Source organism: Streptomyces griseorubiginosus, assembly GCF_017614965.1.
Taxonomy (GTDB): Bacteria; Actinomycetota; Actinomycetes; order Streptomycetales; family Streptomycetaceae; genus Streptomyces; species Streptomyces griseorubiginosus_B.
This window is the reverse complement of sequence record NZ_WVUG01000210.1, coordinates 1-15333: the sequence shown is the minus strand read 5'-3', so window position 1 is coordinate 15333 and position 15333 is coordinate 1. Positions and strand designations below refer to the sequence as shown.

The window sequence follows — 15333 nt, the reverse complement described above, 5'->3', positions numbered from 1 at the left end:
ACCGCCCGCCGCACCCCGCCCGCCCGTCGGCAGGCGCCGCATCCTTCCACGCCCCGGCGCGCGGACAAGGCCGCCGACGAGCGCCGCCGCCGTCTGGAGAGGGCCCGGCGGGAGGCCGAGCAGGCCGACGCGGAGCTCAGAGCCGGACAGGAAGAGGCGGCCGAGGCAGACCGGCGGATCCGGGAGGCCGAGGAGCGCGCGGATGCCCTGCGGCGGCGTGTCGGCGAACTGAGCGAGGAGCTGCGCCGGCTCGAGGAGGAGCAGCGACAGGCCGGGACCGCCGTCCGCGAGGCCCGCGAACGGGCCCGGGCCGCCGAGCGCCGCGTACGCGAGGCCGGCCGACGCGCGAAAACGGCCGCGGCGCGGGTCGAACGCCTGAACCGCAACGCCTGAGCGGACACCGAGCTCCCGAGAAAATACCCCCATGGGTATCCGTGCTACCGTCGTCCATATACCCCCGGGGGTAATTCTCGATTCTCGAATGATCGAACGGAAGGGAGCAGGTCGTGTTCTTCATCGACGTCATCGAGGTGCCGGGCCTCGGCAACCGCGGATACCTGGCGGGCGGTGAGCGGACCGCCGTGGTGGTCGATCCGCCGCGCGACATCGACCGGGTGATCACCGTCGCCGCGCTGCGCGGGGTGCGGATATCCCACGTCGTGGAGACGCACGTGCACAACGACTACGTCAGCGGCGGCCTGGAACTGGCCCGCGTCACCGGCGCCGCCTACCTGGTCCCCGCCAAGGCCCACGTCTCCTTCGAGCGCACCCCGGTGCACGACGGCGACAACGTGGCCGTCGACGCCGGGCTCGCCCTGCGCGCGCTCGCCACCCCCGGCCACACCCCGCACCACATCTCCTACGTCCTGGAGGAGGACGGCACCGCCGTCACGGTCTTCACCGGCGGCTCGCTGCTGATCGGCACCGTCGGCCGGCCGGACCTGGTCGAGCCGCGGCTGACCGAACGCCTCGCCCGGGCCCAGCACGCCTCCGCGCGCCGCCTGGCCGCCGAACTGCCCGACGACACCGCCGTGTTGCCCACCCACGGGTTCGGCAGCTTCTGCTCCTCCGCCCAGACGGCCGACGACGGCACGACCATCGGCAAGGAGAGGGCGTCCAACGACGCCCTCACCCGGGACGTGGACGCCTTCGTCGCCGGCCTGCTGGCCGGCCTGGACGACATCCCCGCCTACTACACGCACATGGGACCGGCCAATGCCGCCGGCCCCGCGCCCGTCGACCTGACCCCGCCCGCCCACGCCGACCCCGACGACATCGCGGGCCGGCTGGCCGCGGGGGAGTGGGTGGTCGATCTGCGCCACCGGGTCGCCTTCGCCGAGGGGCATGTCGCGGGCTCGTTCAACTTCGAGGCCCAGGGCCGGCTCGCCACCTACCTGGCCTGGCTGATCCCCTGGGGCAAGCCGGTCACCCTGCTCGCCGAGTCGGCCGGGCAACTGGCCGCCGCGCAGCGCGAGCTGGCCCGGGTCGGCATCGACCGTCCCGCCGCCGCGGCCACCGGCGCTCCGGCCGACTGGCTCCGCCCCGGCGAACGGCCCGCCTCCTTCCGGCGCGCCACCTTCGCGGACCTCGCCGCGCGTCCCCGCGACGGCGTCGTCGTCCTCGACGTCCGCCGTGACTCCGAACGCGCGGGCGGACATGTCGAGGGCTCGGTGCACCTTCCCGTCCACACCCTGCACCGCCGCCTCGACGAGGTCCCGGCCGGCCAGGTCTGGGTGCACTGCGCGGGCGGTATGCGCGCCGCCGTCGCCGCCTCCCTGCTGGACGCCGCGGGCCGTGACGTCGTCGCCGTGGACGACGGCTTCGCCGCGGCCGAGCAGGCCGGGCTCGTCGTCCGCAACGGCTGAGCCACCGAGCAGGGAGCAGGGAACGAAGTGAACAGCATGATGAGTCTCTTCCGGCGGGACCGGGGCGGTTCGGGCCGGGTGAGCGTCCAGGAGGCCGCCGCCCGGACCGGCGACGGCGACGCCGTGCTGCTGGACGTCCGTGAATCCCACGAATGGCAGGCCGGGCACGCGCCCGGGGCCATGCATCTGCCCCTCTCGGCGCTGGCGGCCGGAGCAGGGCTTCCCGCCCGGGCGCAGGCGCGGCCGCTGGTCGTGATCTGCCGCTCCGGCAACCGGTCCCGCCAGGCCGCCGAACTGCTCGCCGCGCGGGGAGCGGACGCCGTGGACGTCATCGGCGGAATGCGGGACTGGGCGGCCGCCGGACTGCCGGTGGTGGACGCCCGAGGCCGCAACGGCACCGTCGCGTGACCGCGGTCGTCCTCGCCCTGGTCGCCGGCGGCGCCATAGGGCTGGCGCTCGGCGCGCTCGGGGGCGGCGGCAGCGTCCTGGCCGTGCCCGCCCTGATCTACCTGCTCGGTTTCACCCCGGTCGCGGCCACCACCGCGAGCCTGGTCATCGTCACCCTCACCTCCGCCACCGCCCTGTCCGCGCACGCCCGCGACGGCCAGGTGCGCTGGCGTACGGGACTGCTGTTCGCGGCCGCCGGAACCGGCCCGGCGATGCTGGGCGGCGCACTCGCCGCGAGCGTGCCCCAGGCGGTGCTGACGGCGGCCTTCGCGGTGGTGGCGGCAGCGGCGGCGGTACGGATGCTGGGCTCGCGGCCCGCCGTACCGGGCGCCGTGGCGGTGCGTCCGGGCCGCGCGGCGGCGGCCGGTGCCGGTCTCGGCGCGGTCACCGGTGTGCTCGGTGTCGGCGGCGGCTTCCTCGCCGTGCCCGCGCTGGTGGGCGTGCTCGGCCTGCGGATGCGGGCGGCGGTGGGCACCAGCCTGCTCGTCATCACCGTCAACTCGCTGGCGGCGCTGGCGATGCGGGCCGGTACGGCGCAGAGCCTGGACTGGGCCGTCGTCGGTCCGTTCGTCGGGGCCGCGATCCTGGGCGCCTGGGACGGCAAGCGGCTGGCGGCCAAGGTGTCCGGCACCGCGCTCCAGCGGATCTTCGCCGTCGTCCTGCTGCTCGTGGCGGCCATCATGCTGCTCGACGCGCTGCTGTGACCGCCACGGCCGCCCGTCTCACGCCAGTGACAGGAACAGCTTCTCCAGCCGGGCCCGCATCTGCTCGGTGTCCTCACCGTTCTTGCGGCCGGACCCGACATCGGTCAGGCACTGCTGCAGACCGGTGGCGATGATCGCGAAACCGGCCCGGTCCAGGGCGCGCGAGGCGGCGGCGAGCTGCGTGACGACGTCCTCGCAGTCGCGTCCCTCCTCGATCATCCGGATCACCCCGGAGATCTGACCCTGTGCGCGCCGCAGCCGGTTCAGCACGGACTTCAGGTCCGCGCCCTCGAGTTCCAGTTCCACCATCACTCCTCGACCAATACCCCTAGGGGTACTGTACGTCCCGGTTCGGGACGGCGTCGACCATCACCGGATCACAAGGATCACACCTGCCATGACCGCACCCCTCACCCTCGACCCCGGCCAGGCCCGAACCCGGCTGCCCGGCCTCACCGTCATCGACGTCCGCACGCCGGGTGAATACGCCTCCGGTCATCTCCCGGGCGCGCTCAACATCCCGCTGGACCACGTCCGTCGCGCGCTGCCGGAGATACGCGGGGCCGCCGAGCGGGGCGGCGTCCTCGTGGTCTGCGCGTCCGGCGCCCGCTCGGACACCGCCTCCCGGCTCCTGGCCGAACACGGCGTCGCCACCGCGACCCTGGCGGGCGGCACCGCCGCCTGGGCCGCCGACGGCCATGAACTGCACCGTCCCGCCGCACGGGCCGACTGGACGATGGAGCGTCAGGTCCGCTTCACCGCGGGCAGCGTGGTCCTGCTCGGCCTCCTCCTCGGCCTGCTGGTGCACCCGGCCCTGCGGTTGCTCTCCGCCGCTGTCGCGGCCGGTCTGGTCGTCTCCGCCCTGACGAACACGTGCGGTTTGGCGGCCCTGCTCGCCAAGCTGCCCCACAACCGCCCGCGTGCGCGCGACCTCGACGCCGCCCTCACCGCGTTGCGCACGCGCTGAGCGCGTCGCACGCAGTGGGGCCCGGTCCTTGCGGAAGGACCGGGCCTCACTGGTCATGCGGTTGGCATCACGCGGCGCCGTGCTGCCTGCGGCGCATCGTCAGGTACGTGCCCGTGGCGCCCGCGGCCAGCAGCGCGCCCACGCCCAGGCCGACCGCCAGGCCGGGGAACCGCGAGGCGTCGGTGCTCGCGGCGGTGTTCTGCATCGCCGGGCCCGGGGTGATGTGCGTGGAGACCGGGGCGATGTGCCGGATCGGACCGACCGACTTCACCGAGCCGTTCGCGTTCAGCAGCACCTGCTTGTCGTTGGGGTGCCGGAAGTCGAACATGCCGGACAGCGAACCGGCCGTGGCGTCGAAGGAGTGGTCGCCGATACGGCCGGTGTGCCAGTTGTCCTCGACGAAACGGATGATCGAGGACTGGTCGGTCAGCGTGTGGTCGACCTTGTTGACCTTGCTGTAGGGCGAGATGACCAGCAGCGGCTGACGGGTACCGGGGCCGCAGCGGTCCGCGTAGCCGCCGGACGCCTTCGGACCGGCCTGGCAGGCGGGGCTGTCCGTGGCCTTGTTGTTGGAACCGAGCGAGGTGTCCGTGGAGCCGTTGCGCGGGGCGGCGTAGGCGTGGTCGTACCAGCCGTCGGAGTCGTCGTACGCGATGACGACGGCCGTCGACTTCCACTGCGGCGAGCTCTGGATCGCGTTGATCTGGCTGACGAGGAAGTGCTGCTCGTCGATCGGGTCGGAGTAGCCCGCGTGGCCGTCCTGGTACTCGCCGGCCTTGACGAAGCTGACCGCCGGGAGCTTGCCCGCCTTGACCGCGGCGGTGAAGTCGGTCAGGTCGTAGTTGTGGTTGGCCTGGCCGTTGTGACCGATCTCGTCGACGCTCTTCGGCGGCAGGTGGTGCGGGTTGGACGTCGACTTGTAGTACTGGAACGGCGAGTGGTGCGGGCTGTAGTCGACCGAGGAGGCGCCGCCGATGTTGGCGTGCGCGGTGTCGCACTTGGCGTGGTCGCCCGACTTGCCGTCCCAGGCCGTGGACGGCCGGAAGCCGCCCTGGAACCAGCCCCACGTCACCTTCTTGGCGTTGAGCAGGTCACCGATGTTCCTGCCCTGCATCGCGGCCAGCGCATTGGTGCTGGTGCGGTCCTTGTCGGAGCAGTCGTCGAAGGCGGGGTCGGGGTCGTTGACGACCGTGCCGACACCCTTGGCGTCCGGCGACTTGACCGCGTACGAGTCGGGGGTCGAGGTCTGCTTGCCGGTCGTGGGGTCGACGGAGACGACACCGTGCGTCTGACCCGAGACCAGGTTGAGCGCGCCCGGCGTGGAGGGGCCGTAGACCGAGCTGAAGGAGCGGTCGTTGAGGGAGTAGTGCTGGGCGTAGTTCCACAGCGCGGTGACGGTGTTGCCGTCGTAGTAGTCCATCACCAGGCCCGGCTCGCCGAACAGGCCGCCGCTGCACTTGTCGACCTCGGTGTTCTGCACGTACTGGTCGGCCTTGCCGCCGTTCGCCGCGTACTGCTCCGGCCCGTAGGAGTGGTTCTGGTCGCAGGTCAGGGCCTGCGCCGGGGTGAGCCGCTTGGGCAGGTACTGGTTGGGGTTCTTCGTCAGCAGACCCGCGTGCGCCAGCGTGTCGATGTTCTTCGGCGTCTTCTTGGACGCCGTGAACCTCGTGCCGTCGGTGTTGGCGGCCTTCGGGTAGGTGGCGAAGTAGTGGTCGAAGGAGATGTTCTCGTCGAACAGCACGACCACGTGCTTGATCGGCGTCGCGGTCGAGGAGTGGCCCGGGTGGCCCGCGGGTACGGCGGCCCAGGCGGGGGCGCTGCTGCCGAGGACGGTGAGCGCGGCGGCTCCCACCAGTGCCCCGATGCTCCTCGTCGCCGTTCGTCTTCCAGTGCTGGCCATGCTGGTTCACCCTCCGGACATGAAGGTCGGTGCGTCTTACCGGCACGGATGCTCCGCCGTGTGCGGGGCACTTCGGCGGAGACATGATGGCGCGAGGGTGAACACCGGGTCAGGGATGCTGGGACAAACCTTGACTGTGTATTGACCGATCGGGCTAAGAAGTTGTCCATACAGGTCAGGTCATACAGGACGAAGACACGGGACAGTCAGGTGACACACGGTCAGGTCAGCAGGGCGCGCCCGTACCAGTCCCCGCTGTCGCGCACGCCGGGCAGGGCGAAGAAGTAGCCGCCGCCGAAGGGGCTGATGTAGTCGGTCAGCGGCTCGCCCGCCAGCCGGTGCTGCACCGTCTCGAACTGCCGGGCCAGGTCCTGCTGGTAGCAGCAGAACAGCAGCCCCATGTCGAGGTTGCCGTTGCCGTCCATGCCCCGGTCGTAGTTGTAGGCGCGGCGCAGGATGCGCTGGTCGGCGGTGGCCGTCGTACGGGGGTTGGCGAGCCGGATGTGGGAGTCCAGCGGGATGACGTCGCCCTTGGGGTCGTCGGTGTACTTCGGCGTGTCGTGCTCCGCGTCGCCGTCCAGGGGCGCGCCGGACTCCCGGGAGCGGCCGAACATGCGCTCCTGCTCGTTCAGCGAGACCCGGTCCCAGAACTCCACCAGCATCCGGATCAGCCGGACGACCTGGTAGCTGCCGCCGACGGCCCAGTCCGGCTCGCCCAGCGAGCGGCCCACCCACACCAGCCGGTCCATCTCGCGCGCACTGGTGTGGTCCGGGTTGGCGGTGCCGTCCTTGAAGCCCATCAGGTTGCGCGGGGTGCCGGAGGGCCTCGGCGGGCTGGAGAAGCCGTCGAGGCGCCATCGGACCTGCATCCCGCCGCGGGTGTGCCGGGCGATGTCCCGCAGCGCGTGCAGCACGGTGTCGGTGTCGTCGGCGTGCAGTTGCAGGCTGAGGTCGCCGTGGCACCAGTCCGCCCTGAGGTCGTCGTCGGGGAAGGACGGCATGGCCGTCAGACGGCGGGGCTTGAGCGCGGCAAGGCCGAACCGGTCGTCGAAGAGCGACGCGCCGACGCCCACGGTCACCGCCAGCGCCCCGGACGGCAGTCGCTCGCCGAGGACGCCGGAGTCGGCGGGCGGGGCGGTGATGCCGACCGGGTCGGGGGTGCCGCCCGCGGTCAGGAAGCGGGCGCGCTCGGTGACCGTCCTGAGCAGGTCGGTCAGGTCGGCGCGGTTGTCGGCGGTCACGTCGAGGGAGGTGAACACCGTGCACCTGCGGGGCTTGGCGATCACGGAGGCCTGGTGGACGCCGTGGAACGGCGCGACCGGGGCAGTGGCCGCGGCGGAGACGGTCGTCGCCGCGCCGGGGGCGGCCGCGCCTCCCGCGGCCAGTCCCGCCCCCGCCAGGGCCGCGCCCCGCAGGAACCGGCGGCGGCCGACCCCGTCCGGCTGCTCGTGCGTGCTCACACCGTCCTCCGCGGGTCGAACAGGGTCGCCACCGACGCCAGCCGCTCCACCAGATCACCGAACACCGCGTCGACGTCCTCGCGGCGCGTACGGCTCAGCCGGTCCAGCGGCGTCCAGGAGCCACCGTGCCGGAAACCGTCCAGGGTCCGCCCGGCCCGGTCCAGCGCCTTGTCCAGGCCGGGCAGGTCGGCGTACCGGGTGGTGAGCAGCGGCCGCAGCCGGGAGAGCACCTCACGGGTGCCGTCGAGGTTGGCGCGGGCGGTGGCGAGGTTGCTGCCGCTGCCGTAGTCGGTCCGGCCGGTCAGCTCGAACTGCACGGTGTTCTCCAGGATCTCGTGCGCCCGCAGCCCGAGTTGGGCGGGGTCCATCCGGGTCTGCGCCCAGTCGTCGCGCAGCGCGGTGACGGCCTTCACCAGGGCGCCGGCCGGACCGCGCAGCTGCCGCGCCGACTGCCCGTGCCACAACCCGTACTCGATCCGGTGGAACCCGGTGAAGTCCTTGTCGCGCACCCCGTCGGCCAGCCCCGCGTCGGTGCCGTTGATCTGCCCGTCGGCGTCCCCGAAGGCGTCGTAGGCGGCGCCCAGCCGCTCGTACTCCAGATGCGCCGGCAGCCAGTCGGTGCGCGCCCCGGCGAGATCCCCGCGGCCGATGTCGTCGCGCAGGGCGGTGGTCAGCCGTACGACGTCGGCGAGTCCGGTGCCGACCCACTTCTGATAGGCGATCGCGGGCGGGATCAGGTCGTGCTCGCTGACCGGGGCGGCGGCCGGTCCCGGACGGCCGTGGCTGATCCGGACGGTGGGTCCGGTGACGGCGTCGGCGTCGTCGGGCACGCACTTGAAGGCGTAGGAGCCCTTGCCGACGCGGACGGTCAGGGTGCGGGTCGTGCCGGGGCCGATGTCCTCGACCTCGCCGTACACGGCCTGGCTCCTCGGGTCCTCCAGGAAGACCTCGGCGGCGCCGTCGGTGGAGTTGTGCAGGTCGAAGACCTGGACGCCGGGGACCGGGTCGTCCCAGCCGTGGCCGCAGCGGCTCGGCGAGACCTCGACGGTGGTGTGCGGCAGTCCGCCGGAGGCGGTCCGGGCGTGGGCTCCGCCCCCCGAGCGGGCCAGCGACAGGCCGACGAGGGCGAGCACCAGCAGCAGACCGAGCGCCCCGCCCAGCCGCAGCGGGGTCAGCCTGAGGCCGGAGAACGGCATCCGGACCTCCGGAGTCGTACGTACGTGATCACCACATCCTAGGAAGCGGAATCGGCCCGAACGGGCGTCCACAACAAGCCATGACCAAGAGTTCCCCCTGGGTTCACCCGACGTCCGGGGAGGCGTTCAGCGGCCACCGGGGGTGTCCAGAAGACAGCGGACGACGGCCCTCTGGAGCCGCGCCCACGGATCGGACCACGGCAGCGGCCGCTCGAACCGGCCGGAAGGCGAGAGCCGGCGCGCCCGCACGGTCCTGTGGGGCGAGCGGTACGTGGGCAGGGCGGCGGCGAAGCGGCGGTGGCCCTCGACGCACGGCACGCAACTGACAGCACAACCTCGGCGCCCTGCTCGACGAGCTGGACGGGCGCTGTGCGGGACGGTGGAGGCGGTCGGAGGACCATCCCGGACCGCGAGCCGCTCGTCGCCGCGCCCGCACAGCGCCATGCCGTTCACCCGGCTGGTCGACTGCGGCACGGACGACGCGGACGCACGCCGGCGGCTCGCCGGGACCGCCGGCGGGAGGCGATGGCAGGATGCGGCCGTGGCCATCGCGGACGAGCACCCGCAGCGCGTCGAGATCCCTCACCGGGGCGGCACGCTCACCGGCCGGCTGCGTCTGTCCGCTGCGGCATCCCGGGCCCTGTGCCCCACTCCCGCCTCGCCTGGCCCGTCGGCGTGCGGGGCGTCTGCCTCGGCGGCCGGTTCTCCGCCCATCCGGCCGCCGCCGTGGCCGTCAACGGTGCCCCGGCGGCACCGGCGGTCACCGAATTCCGTGCCGCCCGCCGCGGGCGGATGGCGGCTCTGGTGGGCACCGGGGACCTGGAGCGAGGGGCGGCGGTCATGGACACCCTGTGCTTCGCGCCGGACAGGCACCGCACCGCCCGCCGCCGGTCGTGCTCCACGGCGGCCGGGGTCCTCGCCCGCCGCGAGCACCAGGGGCCCTTCCGTCGCGCGGCCCACCCGGCCGCCGTGACCGTCCGCGTCCGGCCCGGCGGGGAACACACCCTCTACGGCCACGCGGGCGAACGCGACGCGTACGCTGCACACTGGTTTATGGATCAACTACTGGGCCGCGATCTTCGAACAGCTGGGAACGCCATGGACTTCACCGTCGAGACCGCCACCGACGCGGTCGTGGAGAGCTTCCGCACCACCAAGGACCAGCGGCTGCGGGAGCTGCTGGGGAGCCTGACCCGCCACCTCCACGACTTCGTGCGGGAGGTCGAGCCCACGCTCGGGGAGTGGGAGCAGGCGATCGACTTCCTCACCGCCGTCGGCCAGAAGTGCGACGACACCCGGCAGGAGTTCGTCCTGCTCTCCGACGTCCTCGGCGTCTCCATGCTGGTGGAGACCATCAACGGGACCGAGGACGGCACCGAGAGCACGGTGCTGGGCCCCTTCCACATGACCGAGTCCCCGCGCCGCGAACTCGGAGATTCCATCGACCTGTTGGGCACCGGCCGGGCATGCGTGGTCTCCGGCCGGGTGCTCACCGCCGACGGGACCCCGCTGCCGGGTGCCGAACTCGACGTGTGGCAGTGCAACGAGCAGGGCTTCTACGACGTCCAGCAGCCCGACGTCCAGCCGCCGGGCAACGGACGCGGACTCTTCCGCGCGGACGACGAGGGCCGCTACTGGTTCCGCACCGTCGTCCCCTCCCACTACCCGATCCCCACGGACGGCCCCGTCGGACGCCTTCTCGAAGCCACCGGCCGCCACCCCTACCGCCCCGCCCACATCCACTTCATCGCGAAGGCGGCGGGCCACCTCCCGGTGACCACGCACGTGTTCGTCGCCGACAGCCCCTACATCGACTCCGACGCCGTCTTCGCCGTGAAGAGCGGCCTGATCACCGAGTTCGCCGAGTCCCACGACGAACAGGACGCCGAACGCCTCGGCGTGACCGTGCCGTTCGCGCACGCCCGCTTCGACATCTTCCTGGCGCCGGAGGGCTCCCGATGACCTTCACCTACGAGGCCCTGCCCATGCGGGTCGTCTTCGGTTCCGGCAGTCTGCGCCAACTGCCTCAGGAAGCGCAGCGGTTGGGGCTGCGCCGGCTGCTGGTGCTGTCCACGCCCGGTCAGCGCGCCCTCGCCGAGCAGGCGGCCGCCCTCCTCGGCGACGCGTGCGCCGGGACCTTCACCGAGGCCCGGATGCACGTCCCGGTCGAGGTCGCCGACGCCGCCCGCGCGGCGGCCCGGGACACCGGTGCCGACGGCTGCCTGGCCATCGGCGGCGGATCGACCGTCGGCCTGGGCAAGGCGATCGCCCTGGACTCCGGGCTGCCCGTGATCTGCGTGCCCACCACTTACGCCGGCTCGGAGATGACCCCCGTGTGGGGGCTGACCGAGCACGGCCGCAAGCGCACCGGCCGCGACCGCGCCGTCCTGCCCCGCAGCGTCGTCTACGACCCCGACCTCACCGTCGGCCTCCCCGTCGACGTGTCGGTCACCAGCGGCTTCAACGCCGTCGCGCACGCCGTGGAGGCCCTCTACGCCCCCGATGCCTCGCCGATCGTCTCCGCCATGGCCGAGGAGGCGGTCCGCTCCCTGGGCACGGCCCTGCCCGCGATCGCCGCCGACCCGCTGGACACCGACGCCCGCGCCGACGCCCTGCGCGGTGCCTGGCTGTGCGGCGCCTGTCTGGGCGCCACCACCATGTCCCTGCACCACAAGCTCTGCCACATCCTCGGCGGCACCTTCGACCTGCCCCACGCCGCCACCCACACCGTCCTGCTCCCGTACGTCGCCGCCTTCAACCTCCCGGCGGCACCGGAAGCCGACCAGTCCCTGCGCCGGGCGCTGGCCACCGACGACGTACCCGACCACCTCGCCCGCACCTCCGCCGCCCTGGGCGCCCCGCGCTCCCTGGCCCAACTCGGGCTGACCGAGGCGGACTTGGGCGAGGTCGTCACCCAGGCCCAGGCCCAGCCCTACGCCAACCCCCGCCCGATCACCGGACCGGAGCTGCGCAGCCTGCTCACGGACGCCCTCAACGGGAGCCTCGCGCCCTGACGGTCCACGCATGATGTGATCGTCGCCACAGAGACGACCCGGGCCGGGCGGACAGAGCTGGTTGTGGAACTTTCCCTACGTGAGCGGATACGCGCGGGCGATCCCGAGGCGTTCGCCGAGCTGTTCACCGCGCACGCCCGGGCCGTCTACGGCCACGCCGCCCGGCTGACCGGGGACCGGGGCACCGCGGAGGACGTGGTGTCCCTGACCTTCCTGGAGGCCTGGCGGCTGCGCGAGCGACTCAGAGCCGAGGCCGCCGGCCTCGACCAGGACACCGGCACGCCCGCGGACGAGAGCCTGCGGTCCTGGCTCTACGGCATCGCCACCAACGTCCTGCGCAACGTCCGCCGAGCCGCCCGCCGGCACAGCGCCGCGCTCGCCCGGTTACCGGACCGGGACCCCCTGCCCGACTTCGCCGACGACCTCGTCGGCCGCATGGAGGACGCCGCGCGCCTCACCGCCGCCCGCACCGCGCTGAGCAGGCTCCGTAGCGGCGAGCGCGAGGTGTTCGCCCTGTGCGTCTGGTCGGGCCTGAGCTACGCGGCAGCGGGCGAGGCCCTCGGCGTTCCCGCCAGCACCGTGCGCTCACGGCTCGCCCGGGCCAGGCAGCGCCTGCGACGGCTGTCGGAGGCGGAGCTGGCCCGGCAGGAGAAGGCGAGACCCGGCCCGCGCACCGGACAGGTACCGGGTGGCCGCCCCGAGACGGCCCGGTCGACACAGGAGAAGCACCGATGAACCCCGAAGAGCGCGAGGAACTGGCCAGGCTGCTGCCGAGCCCGGGCGAACCGGTCCTGACGAGCGACCGCCACGACCTGCTGAAGGACCATCTCATGCGCGAACTGACCATGGAGACACGGCACTTCGAGGAGACCGGGAAGGCGCCCGGGACCCGCCGGCGCTCCCCGGGCCGCCGCTTCGTCCTGATGGCCGTACCCCTGGGCGCGGCCGCGGCGGTGGCCGCCACCGTCCTGATCGGCTCCGCCGCCACCCCCGCCCCCGACGCGAGCGCGGCCGACCTCCTCAACCGCATCGCCGAGGTCGCGGCCGCCAAGCAGACCGTGCCGGTACGCGACGACCAGTACGTCTACGTCCGCACCCAGGGCTCCATGAAGTTCGCGGACGACGACATCCGGGTGCTGCGCGAGTCCACCTGGACGGCCGTCGACGGCAAGCGCGCGGGCCTGCGCCGGATCACGGTGCTGGTGGGCCCGCCGCCCCGTCCGCGGGACCCGTTCGCCTCGTACTCCAAGGGCACCCACGACATGCGGCTGAACCCCGACGCCAATGTCACCACCTACCGCGAACTGGCGGCGCTGCCCACGGATCCCGGCGCCCTGCTGGAGAAGCTGTACGCCCACGGCAGGAGCGAGGGGCAGTCCGAGCAGAGCGCCGCGCTGGAGAAGATCGGCGACATGCTGCCCGACGCCACGCTGCTGCCCGCACTGGACGCCGCCCTCTACCGCGCCGCGGCGCGGATCTCCGGCGTCTCGGTCGTCCGGAACGCCAAGGACTACGCGGGCCGCTCGGGCATCGGCCTGACCTTCAAGGACCGCGGCGACCGCACCGTCTGGGTCTTCGACAAGCGGTCCCTCGACTACCTCGGCTCGAACAAGGAGGCACTGCTCGACACCGGGGTAGCGGACAAGGTGGGTCAGACGCCGGCCGGCTGAGTGCGGGGTGTATTGATCATCGGGCGTCGTCCCGCCCGAACAGCAGGCGCACGAAATCGGTGACCGGTCCCACGATGTCGAGGTCCTGGTCGAGGACCCACTGCAACTGGAGCCCGTTGAGCACCGCCTGGAAGAGCACCGCGGCGCTCTCGGGGGTGACCCCCTCGCGGAGTGCGCCACGGGCCGCCTCGTCGGGGAAGCCGTCGGCGAACTGGGCGCGGCTGCGTTCGTAACGATCGACGAAGTACGTGTGCGCGGGATGGTCGGGCCGGGAGGCCGCCGCCGCGAGCTCGATCCACAGCCGCATCAGCTCGGGGGCCGTCTGGTGGCGCCGGATGAGCCCGGCGAGGTAGGGGCCGAGCTGGTCCGGCCGTTCCACCTGGTCCAGGCCCTCCTGCCACTCCTCCGCGTCGCGGTCGGCGAGCACCTCGGCGAGCAGTTCGTCCTTGTTGCGGAAGTGGTGCAGCAGTCCGGCGTGGGTGATGCCGGCCCGCTCGGCGATGTCGCGCAGGGAGGCCTTGGCGTAACCGCGCTCGGCGAAGCTCTCACGGGCCGCCCGTACGATCTCCGCCCGGCGGGCCGGTGTCTTGGCGTACGGCCCCCGCGCTCTTGCCTGCCCCACGGTGCGCTCACCCTCCTCGACGAAGCGACCCGAAAATCTCGTAGCGCTCGAGGAACTGTTCCACGAACGCGAGGGCCTCCGTGCGCCGGGTCGTCACGCCCAGCGTGTTCTCCCTCATGATGATCCGGCCGGGGGCGTTCGTCAGCACGAGCAGGGCGGTCTGGGACGTGGACCGGGACCAGGCCCGGGCCGGCGCAGACCTCGACCCTGCGCAGCTGAAGACTCGGATCTTCCCGCCGTCGAACGCCCAGCCGCCGAACCATTGTGCTTCGCCCGGGTCGTTCGTAAGCTTTCCACTTGGAAGGTATTGAAACGTTTCAAACGCTTCGTTTCAAGCACTGGTTCCACCCTGCCTTCCGGGGACGAAAGGAACGATCCGTGGACGAGGACAACAGAAGTGCGCTGAGCCGCCGGCACCTGATCGGCGTCATGACCGCGGCGGCGGCCGGGGCCTGTCTCCCGCTCGCCGCCGCACCGCAGGCCCGGGCGTCCGGGGGGCGCGGTGCCGCACCGGCCGGGCTGCAGGTCAACTCCCGCACCGAGCCGCTGGGCACCGAGACCACACCGGCCTTCAGCTGGGTGCCTCCGGTGGCCCGCCAGACCGCGTACGAGATCCGGGTCGGCACCGGACCCGGCCGGGCGGACGTCTGGCGCAGCGGCAAGGTGGCGAGCTCCAACAGCACCGAAGTCCCTTACGAGGGCGGTTCGCTGGGTTCGGAGCGGGCGTACTTCTGGCAGGTGCGGAGCTGGGACGAGAAAGGTGTTCCCGGGCCCTGGAGCGAGCCCGCGCGGTGGGAGACCGGTCTGCTGAAGGGGGAGAAGGACTGGGCGGGCGCGCAGTGGATCGGCGGGCGCCAGCCCCAGGACCACGACTGGCGGGACCTGACCGCCACGGTCGTCTTCCGTGGCGGCCCCGATCCCACCGGCGGCCTGTCCCTGTTGCTGCGCGCCGAACCGATCGGCAAGACCTGGGGGGAGGGCCTCAACTGGGCTCTCCGGCAGAACGGCGACGACATGCAGCTGGTCATGAGGACCAGCCACTACGCCGGCAACACCTGGGTCGACGACGGCACCTCCGAACCCGACTGGGGCGTCGACCACTACGACCCCCAGAGCGAGACCAACCCCACCACCGCCGGCACCCGCAGCGTGCCCGTCGCCACGATCACGCTCCCCGCCTCCACCGGCCTGACCAAGGACACGTGGGCCACCCGCGACCACACCGTCCGGGTCACGGCTACGGACCTCACCGTCACCACCACCGTCAACGAGGTCGAGGTCGACCGCCGCACCCTCACCGGCGACCAGATCCGCCGGCACGGCAGCTTCGGCTTCGCCGGCGGCACCTCCGCCACCATCCGCGACGTCAAGGTGACCGGCACCGGCGCCCCCGACTTCGCCGTCGACCTCACCACCGGCGCCAACCCCTTCGAGGCCGGCATCGCCACCCTCGACGGACTGACCTTCCCGCCCAAGAACCCCTACATC

Annotated in this window: 14 protein-coding genes and 2 pseudogenes; 10 read left to right on the top strand and 6 right to left on the bottom strand. The window is 72.8% G+C overall.

The annotated features are described in order from the left end of the window. The 4 genes and pseudogenes from GRC12_RS30535 to GRC12_RS30520 all read left to right on the top strand — a co-directional run. Positions 1-393 (top strand): annotated as a pseudogene (locus GRC12_RS30535) (hypothetical protein); the annotation flags it as partial. Positions 394-506: 113 nt separating this feature from the next. Beyond that, a complete protein-coding gene (locus GRC12_RS30530) occupies positions 507-1865 on the top strand; it encodes an MBL fold metallo-hydrolase (protein ID WP_208782775.1) in 1359 nt (452 codons plus the stop codon). 39 nt (positions 1866-1904) lie between these two features. Beyond that, positions 1905-2273, top strand: coding sequence for a rhodanese-like domain-containing protein (locus tag GRC12_RS30525; protein WP_208782778.1), 369 nt, complete (start codon positions 1905-1907; stop codon positions 2271-2273). Then, a complete protein-coding gene (locus GRC12_RS30520) occupies positions 2270-3016 on the top strand; it encodes a sulfite exporter TauE/SafE family protein (RefSeq protein ID WP_208782774.1) in 747 nt (248 codons plus the stop codon). Before GRC12_RS30525 ends, GRC12_RS30520 begins: the two co-directional genes overlap by 4 nt. A gap of 18 nt (positions 3017-3034) precedes the next feature. Here the strand turns inward: GRC12_RS30520 and GRC12_RS30515 are convergent, their stop codons facing one another. Next, on the bottom strand, positions 3035-3322 hold the full coding sequence (locus tag GRC12_RS30515) for a metal-sensitive transcriptional regulator (protein ID WP_208782777.1): 288 nt from the start codon (positions 3320-3322) through the stop codon (positions 3035-3037). Between the two features lie 91 nt (positions 3323-3413). Here GRC12_RS30515 and GRC12_RS30510 point away from each other — a divergent pair, with 91 nt between their 5' ends. Continuing rightward, on the top strand, positions 3414-3983 hold the full coding sequence (locus GRC12_RS30510; RefSeq protein ID WP_208782773.1) for a rhodanese-like domain-containing protein: 570 nt from the start codon (positions 3414-3416) through the stop codon (positions 3981-3983). A 67-nt stretch (positions 3984-4050) separates the two neighbouring features. Here GRC12_RS30510 and GRC12_RS30505 read toward each other — a convergent pair whose 3' ends face one another. From GRC12_RS30505 to GRC12_RS30495, 3 genes are all read right to left on the bottom strand, one after another. Next, positions 4051-5883 carry a phospholipase C gene (locus GRC12_RS30505; RefSeq protein WP_208782772.1) on the bottom strand — a complete coding sequence of 611 codons (1833 nt, stop codon included), beginning with the start codon at positions 5881-5883 and terminating at the stop codon, positions 4051-4053. 221 nt (positions 5884-6104) lie between these two features. Further along, a complete protein-coding gene (gene efeB / locus GRC12_RS30500; protein ID WP_208782771.1) occupies positions 6105-7343 on the bottom strand; it encodes an iron uptake transporter deferrochelatase/peroxidase subunit in 1239 nt (412 codons plus the stop codon). Beyond that, positions 7340-8539: an EfeM/EfeO family lipoprotein gene (locus GRC12_RS30495; RefSeq protein ID WP_208782770.1), complete on the bottom strand. Its 1200-nt coding sequence runs from the start codon at positions 8537-8539 to the stop codon at positions 7340-7342. Before GRC12_RS30495 ends, efeB begins: the two co-directional genes overlap by 4 nt. Positions 8540-9637: 1098 nt before the next feature. Here GRC12_RS30495 and GRC12_RS30490 point away from each other — a divergent pair. The 4 genes from GRC12_RS30490 (at position 9638) to GRC12_RS30475 (ending at position 13223) form a co-directional block, all read left to right on the top strand. Next, entirely contained in the window at positions 9638-10501 is an 864-nt protein-coding gene (locus GRC12_RS30490) for a dioxygenase family protein (protein WP_208782776.1), read from the top strand. Beyond that, entirely contained in the window at positions 10498-11553 is a 1056-nt protein-coding gene (locus GRC12_RS30485) for a maleylacetate reductase (protein ID WP_208782769.1), read from the top strand. Before GRC12_RS30490 ends, GRC12_RS30485 begins: the two co-directional genes overlap by 4 nt. 63 nt (positions 11554-11616) lie before the next feature. After that, positions 11617-12288: an RNA polymerase sigma factor gene (locus tag GRC12_RS30480; RefSeq protein ID WP_208782768.1), complete on the top strand. Its 672-nt coding sequence runs from the start codon at positions 11617-11619 to the stop codon at positions 12286-12288. After that, on the top strand, positions 12285-13223 hold the full coding sequence (locus GRC12_RS30475; protein WP_208782767.1) for a CU044_5270 family protein: 939 nt from the start codon (positions 12285-12287) through the stop codon (positions 13221-13223). The genes GRC12_RS30480 and GRC12_RS30475 overlap by 4 nt, the downstream gene beginning before the upstream one ends. A gap of 16 nt (positions 13224-13239) precedes the next feature. Here GRC12_RS30475 and GRC12_RS30470 read toward each other — a convergent pair whose 3' ends face one another. Then, complete coding sequence (locus tag GRC12_RS30470; RefSeq protein ID WP_208782766.1) at positions 13240-13845, bottom strand: TetR/AcrR family transcriptional regulator; 606 nt, start codon at positions 13843-13845, stop codon at positions 13240-13242. A 7-nt stretch (positions 13846-13852) separates the two neighbouring features. Further along, positions 13853-13993: a hypothetical protein gene (locus GRC12_RS30465; protein WP_208782765.1), complete on the bottom strand. Its 141-nt coding sequence runs from the start codon at positions 13991-13993 to the stop codon at positions 13853-13855. Positions 13994-14223: 230 nt separating this feature from the next. Between GRC12_RS30465 and GRC12_RS30460 the strand changes: the two are divergent. Further along, positions 14224-15333: pseudogene (locus GRC12_RS30460) on the top strand (family 78 glycoside hydrolase catalytic domain); the annotation flags it as partial.

Excerpts from the sequence above, each read along its gene's own strand:
- GRC12_RS30525 (WP_208782778.1), top strand. The coding sequence starts at position 1,905 with ATGAGTCTCTTCCGGCGGGACCGGGGCGGTTCGGGCCGGGTGAGCGTC.
- GRC12_RS30510 (WP_208782773.1), top strand. The coding sequence starts at position 3,414 with ATGACCGCACCCCTCACCCTCGACCCCGGCCAGGCCCGAACCCGGCTG.
- GRC12_RS30505 (WP_208782772.1), bottom strand. The coding sequence starts at position 5,883 with ATGGCCAGCACTGGAAGACGAACGGCGACGAGGAGCATCGGGGCACTG.
- GRC12_RS30495 (WP_208782770.1), bottom strand. The coding sequence starts at position 8,539 with ATGCCGTTCTCCGGCCTCAGGCTGACCCCGCTGCGGCTGGGCGGGGCG.
- GRC12_RS30490 (WP_208782776.1), top strand. The coding sequence starts at position 9,638 with ATGGACTTCACCGTCGAGACCGCCACCGACGCGGTCGTGGAGAGCTTC.
- GRC12_RS30485 (WP_208782769.1), top strand. The coding sequence starts at position 10,498 with ATGACCTTCACCTACGAGGCCCTGCCCATGCGGGTCGTCTTCGGTTCC.
- GRC12_RS30475 (WP_208782767.1), top strand. The coding sequence starts at position 12,285 with ATGAACCCCGAAGAGCGCGAGGAACTGGCCAGGCTGCTGCCGAGCCCG.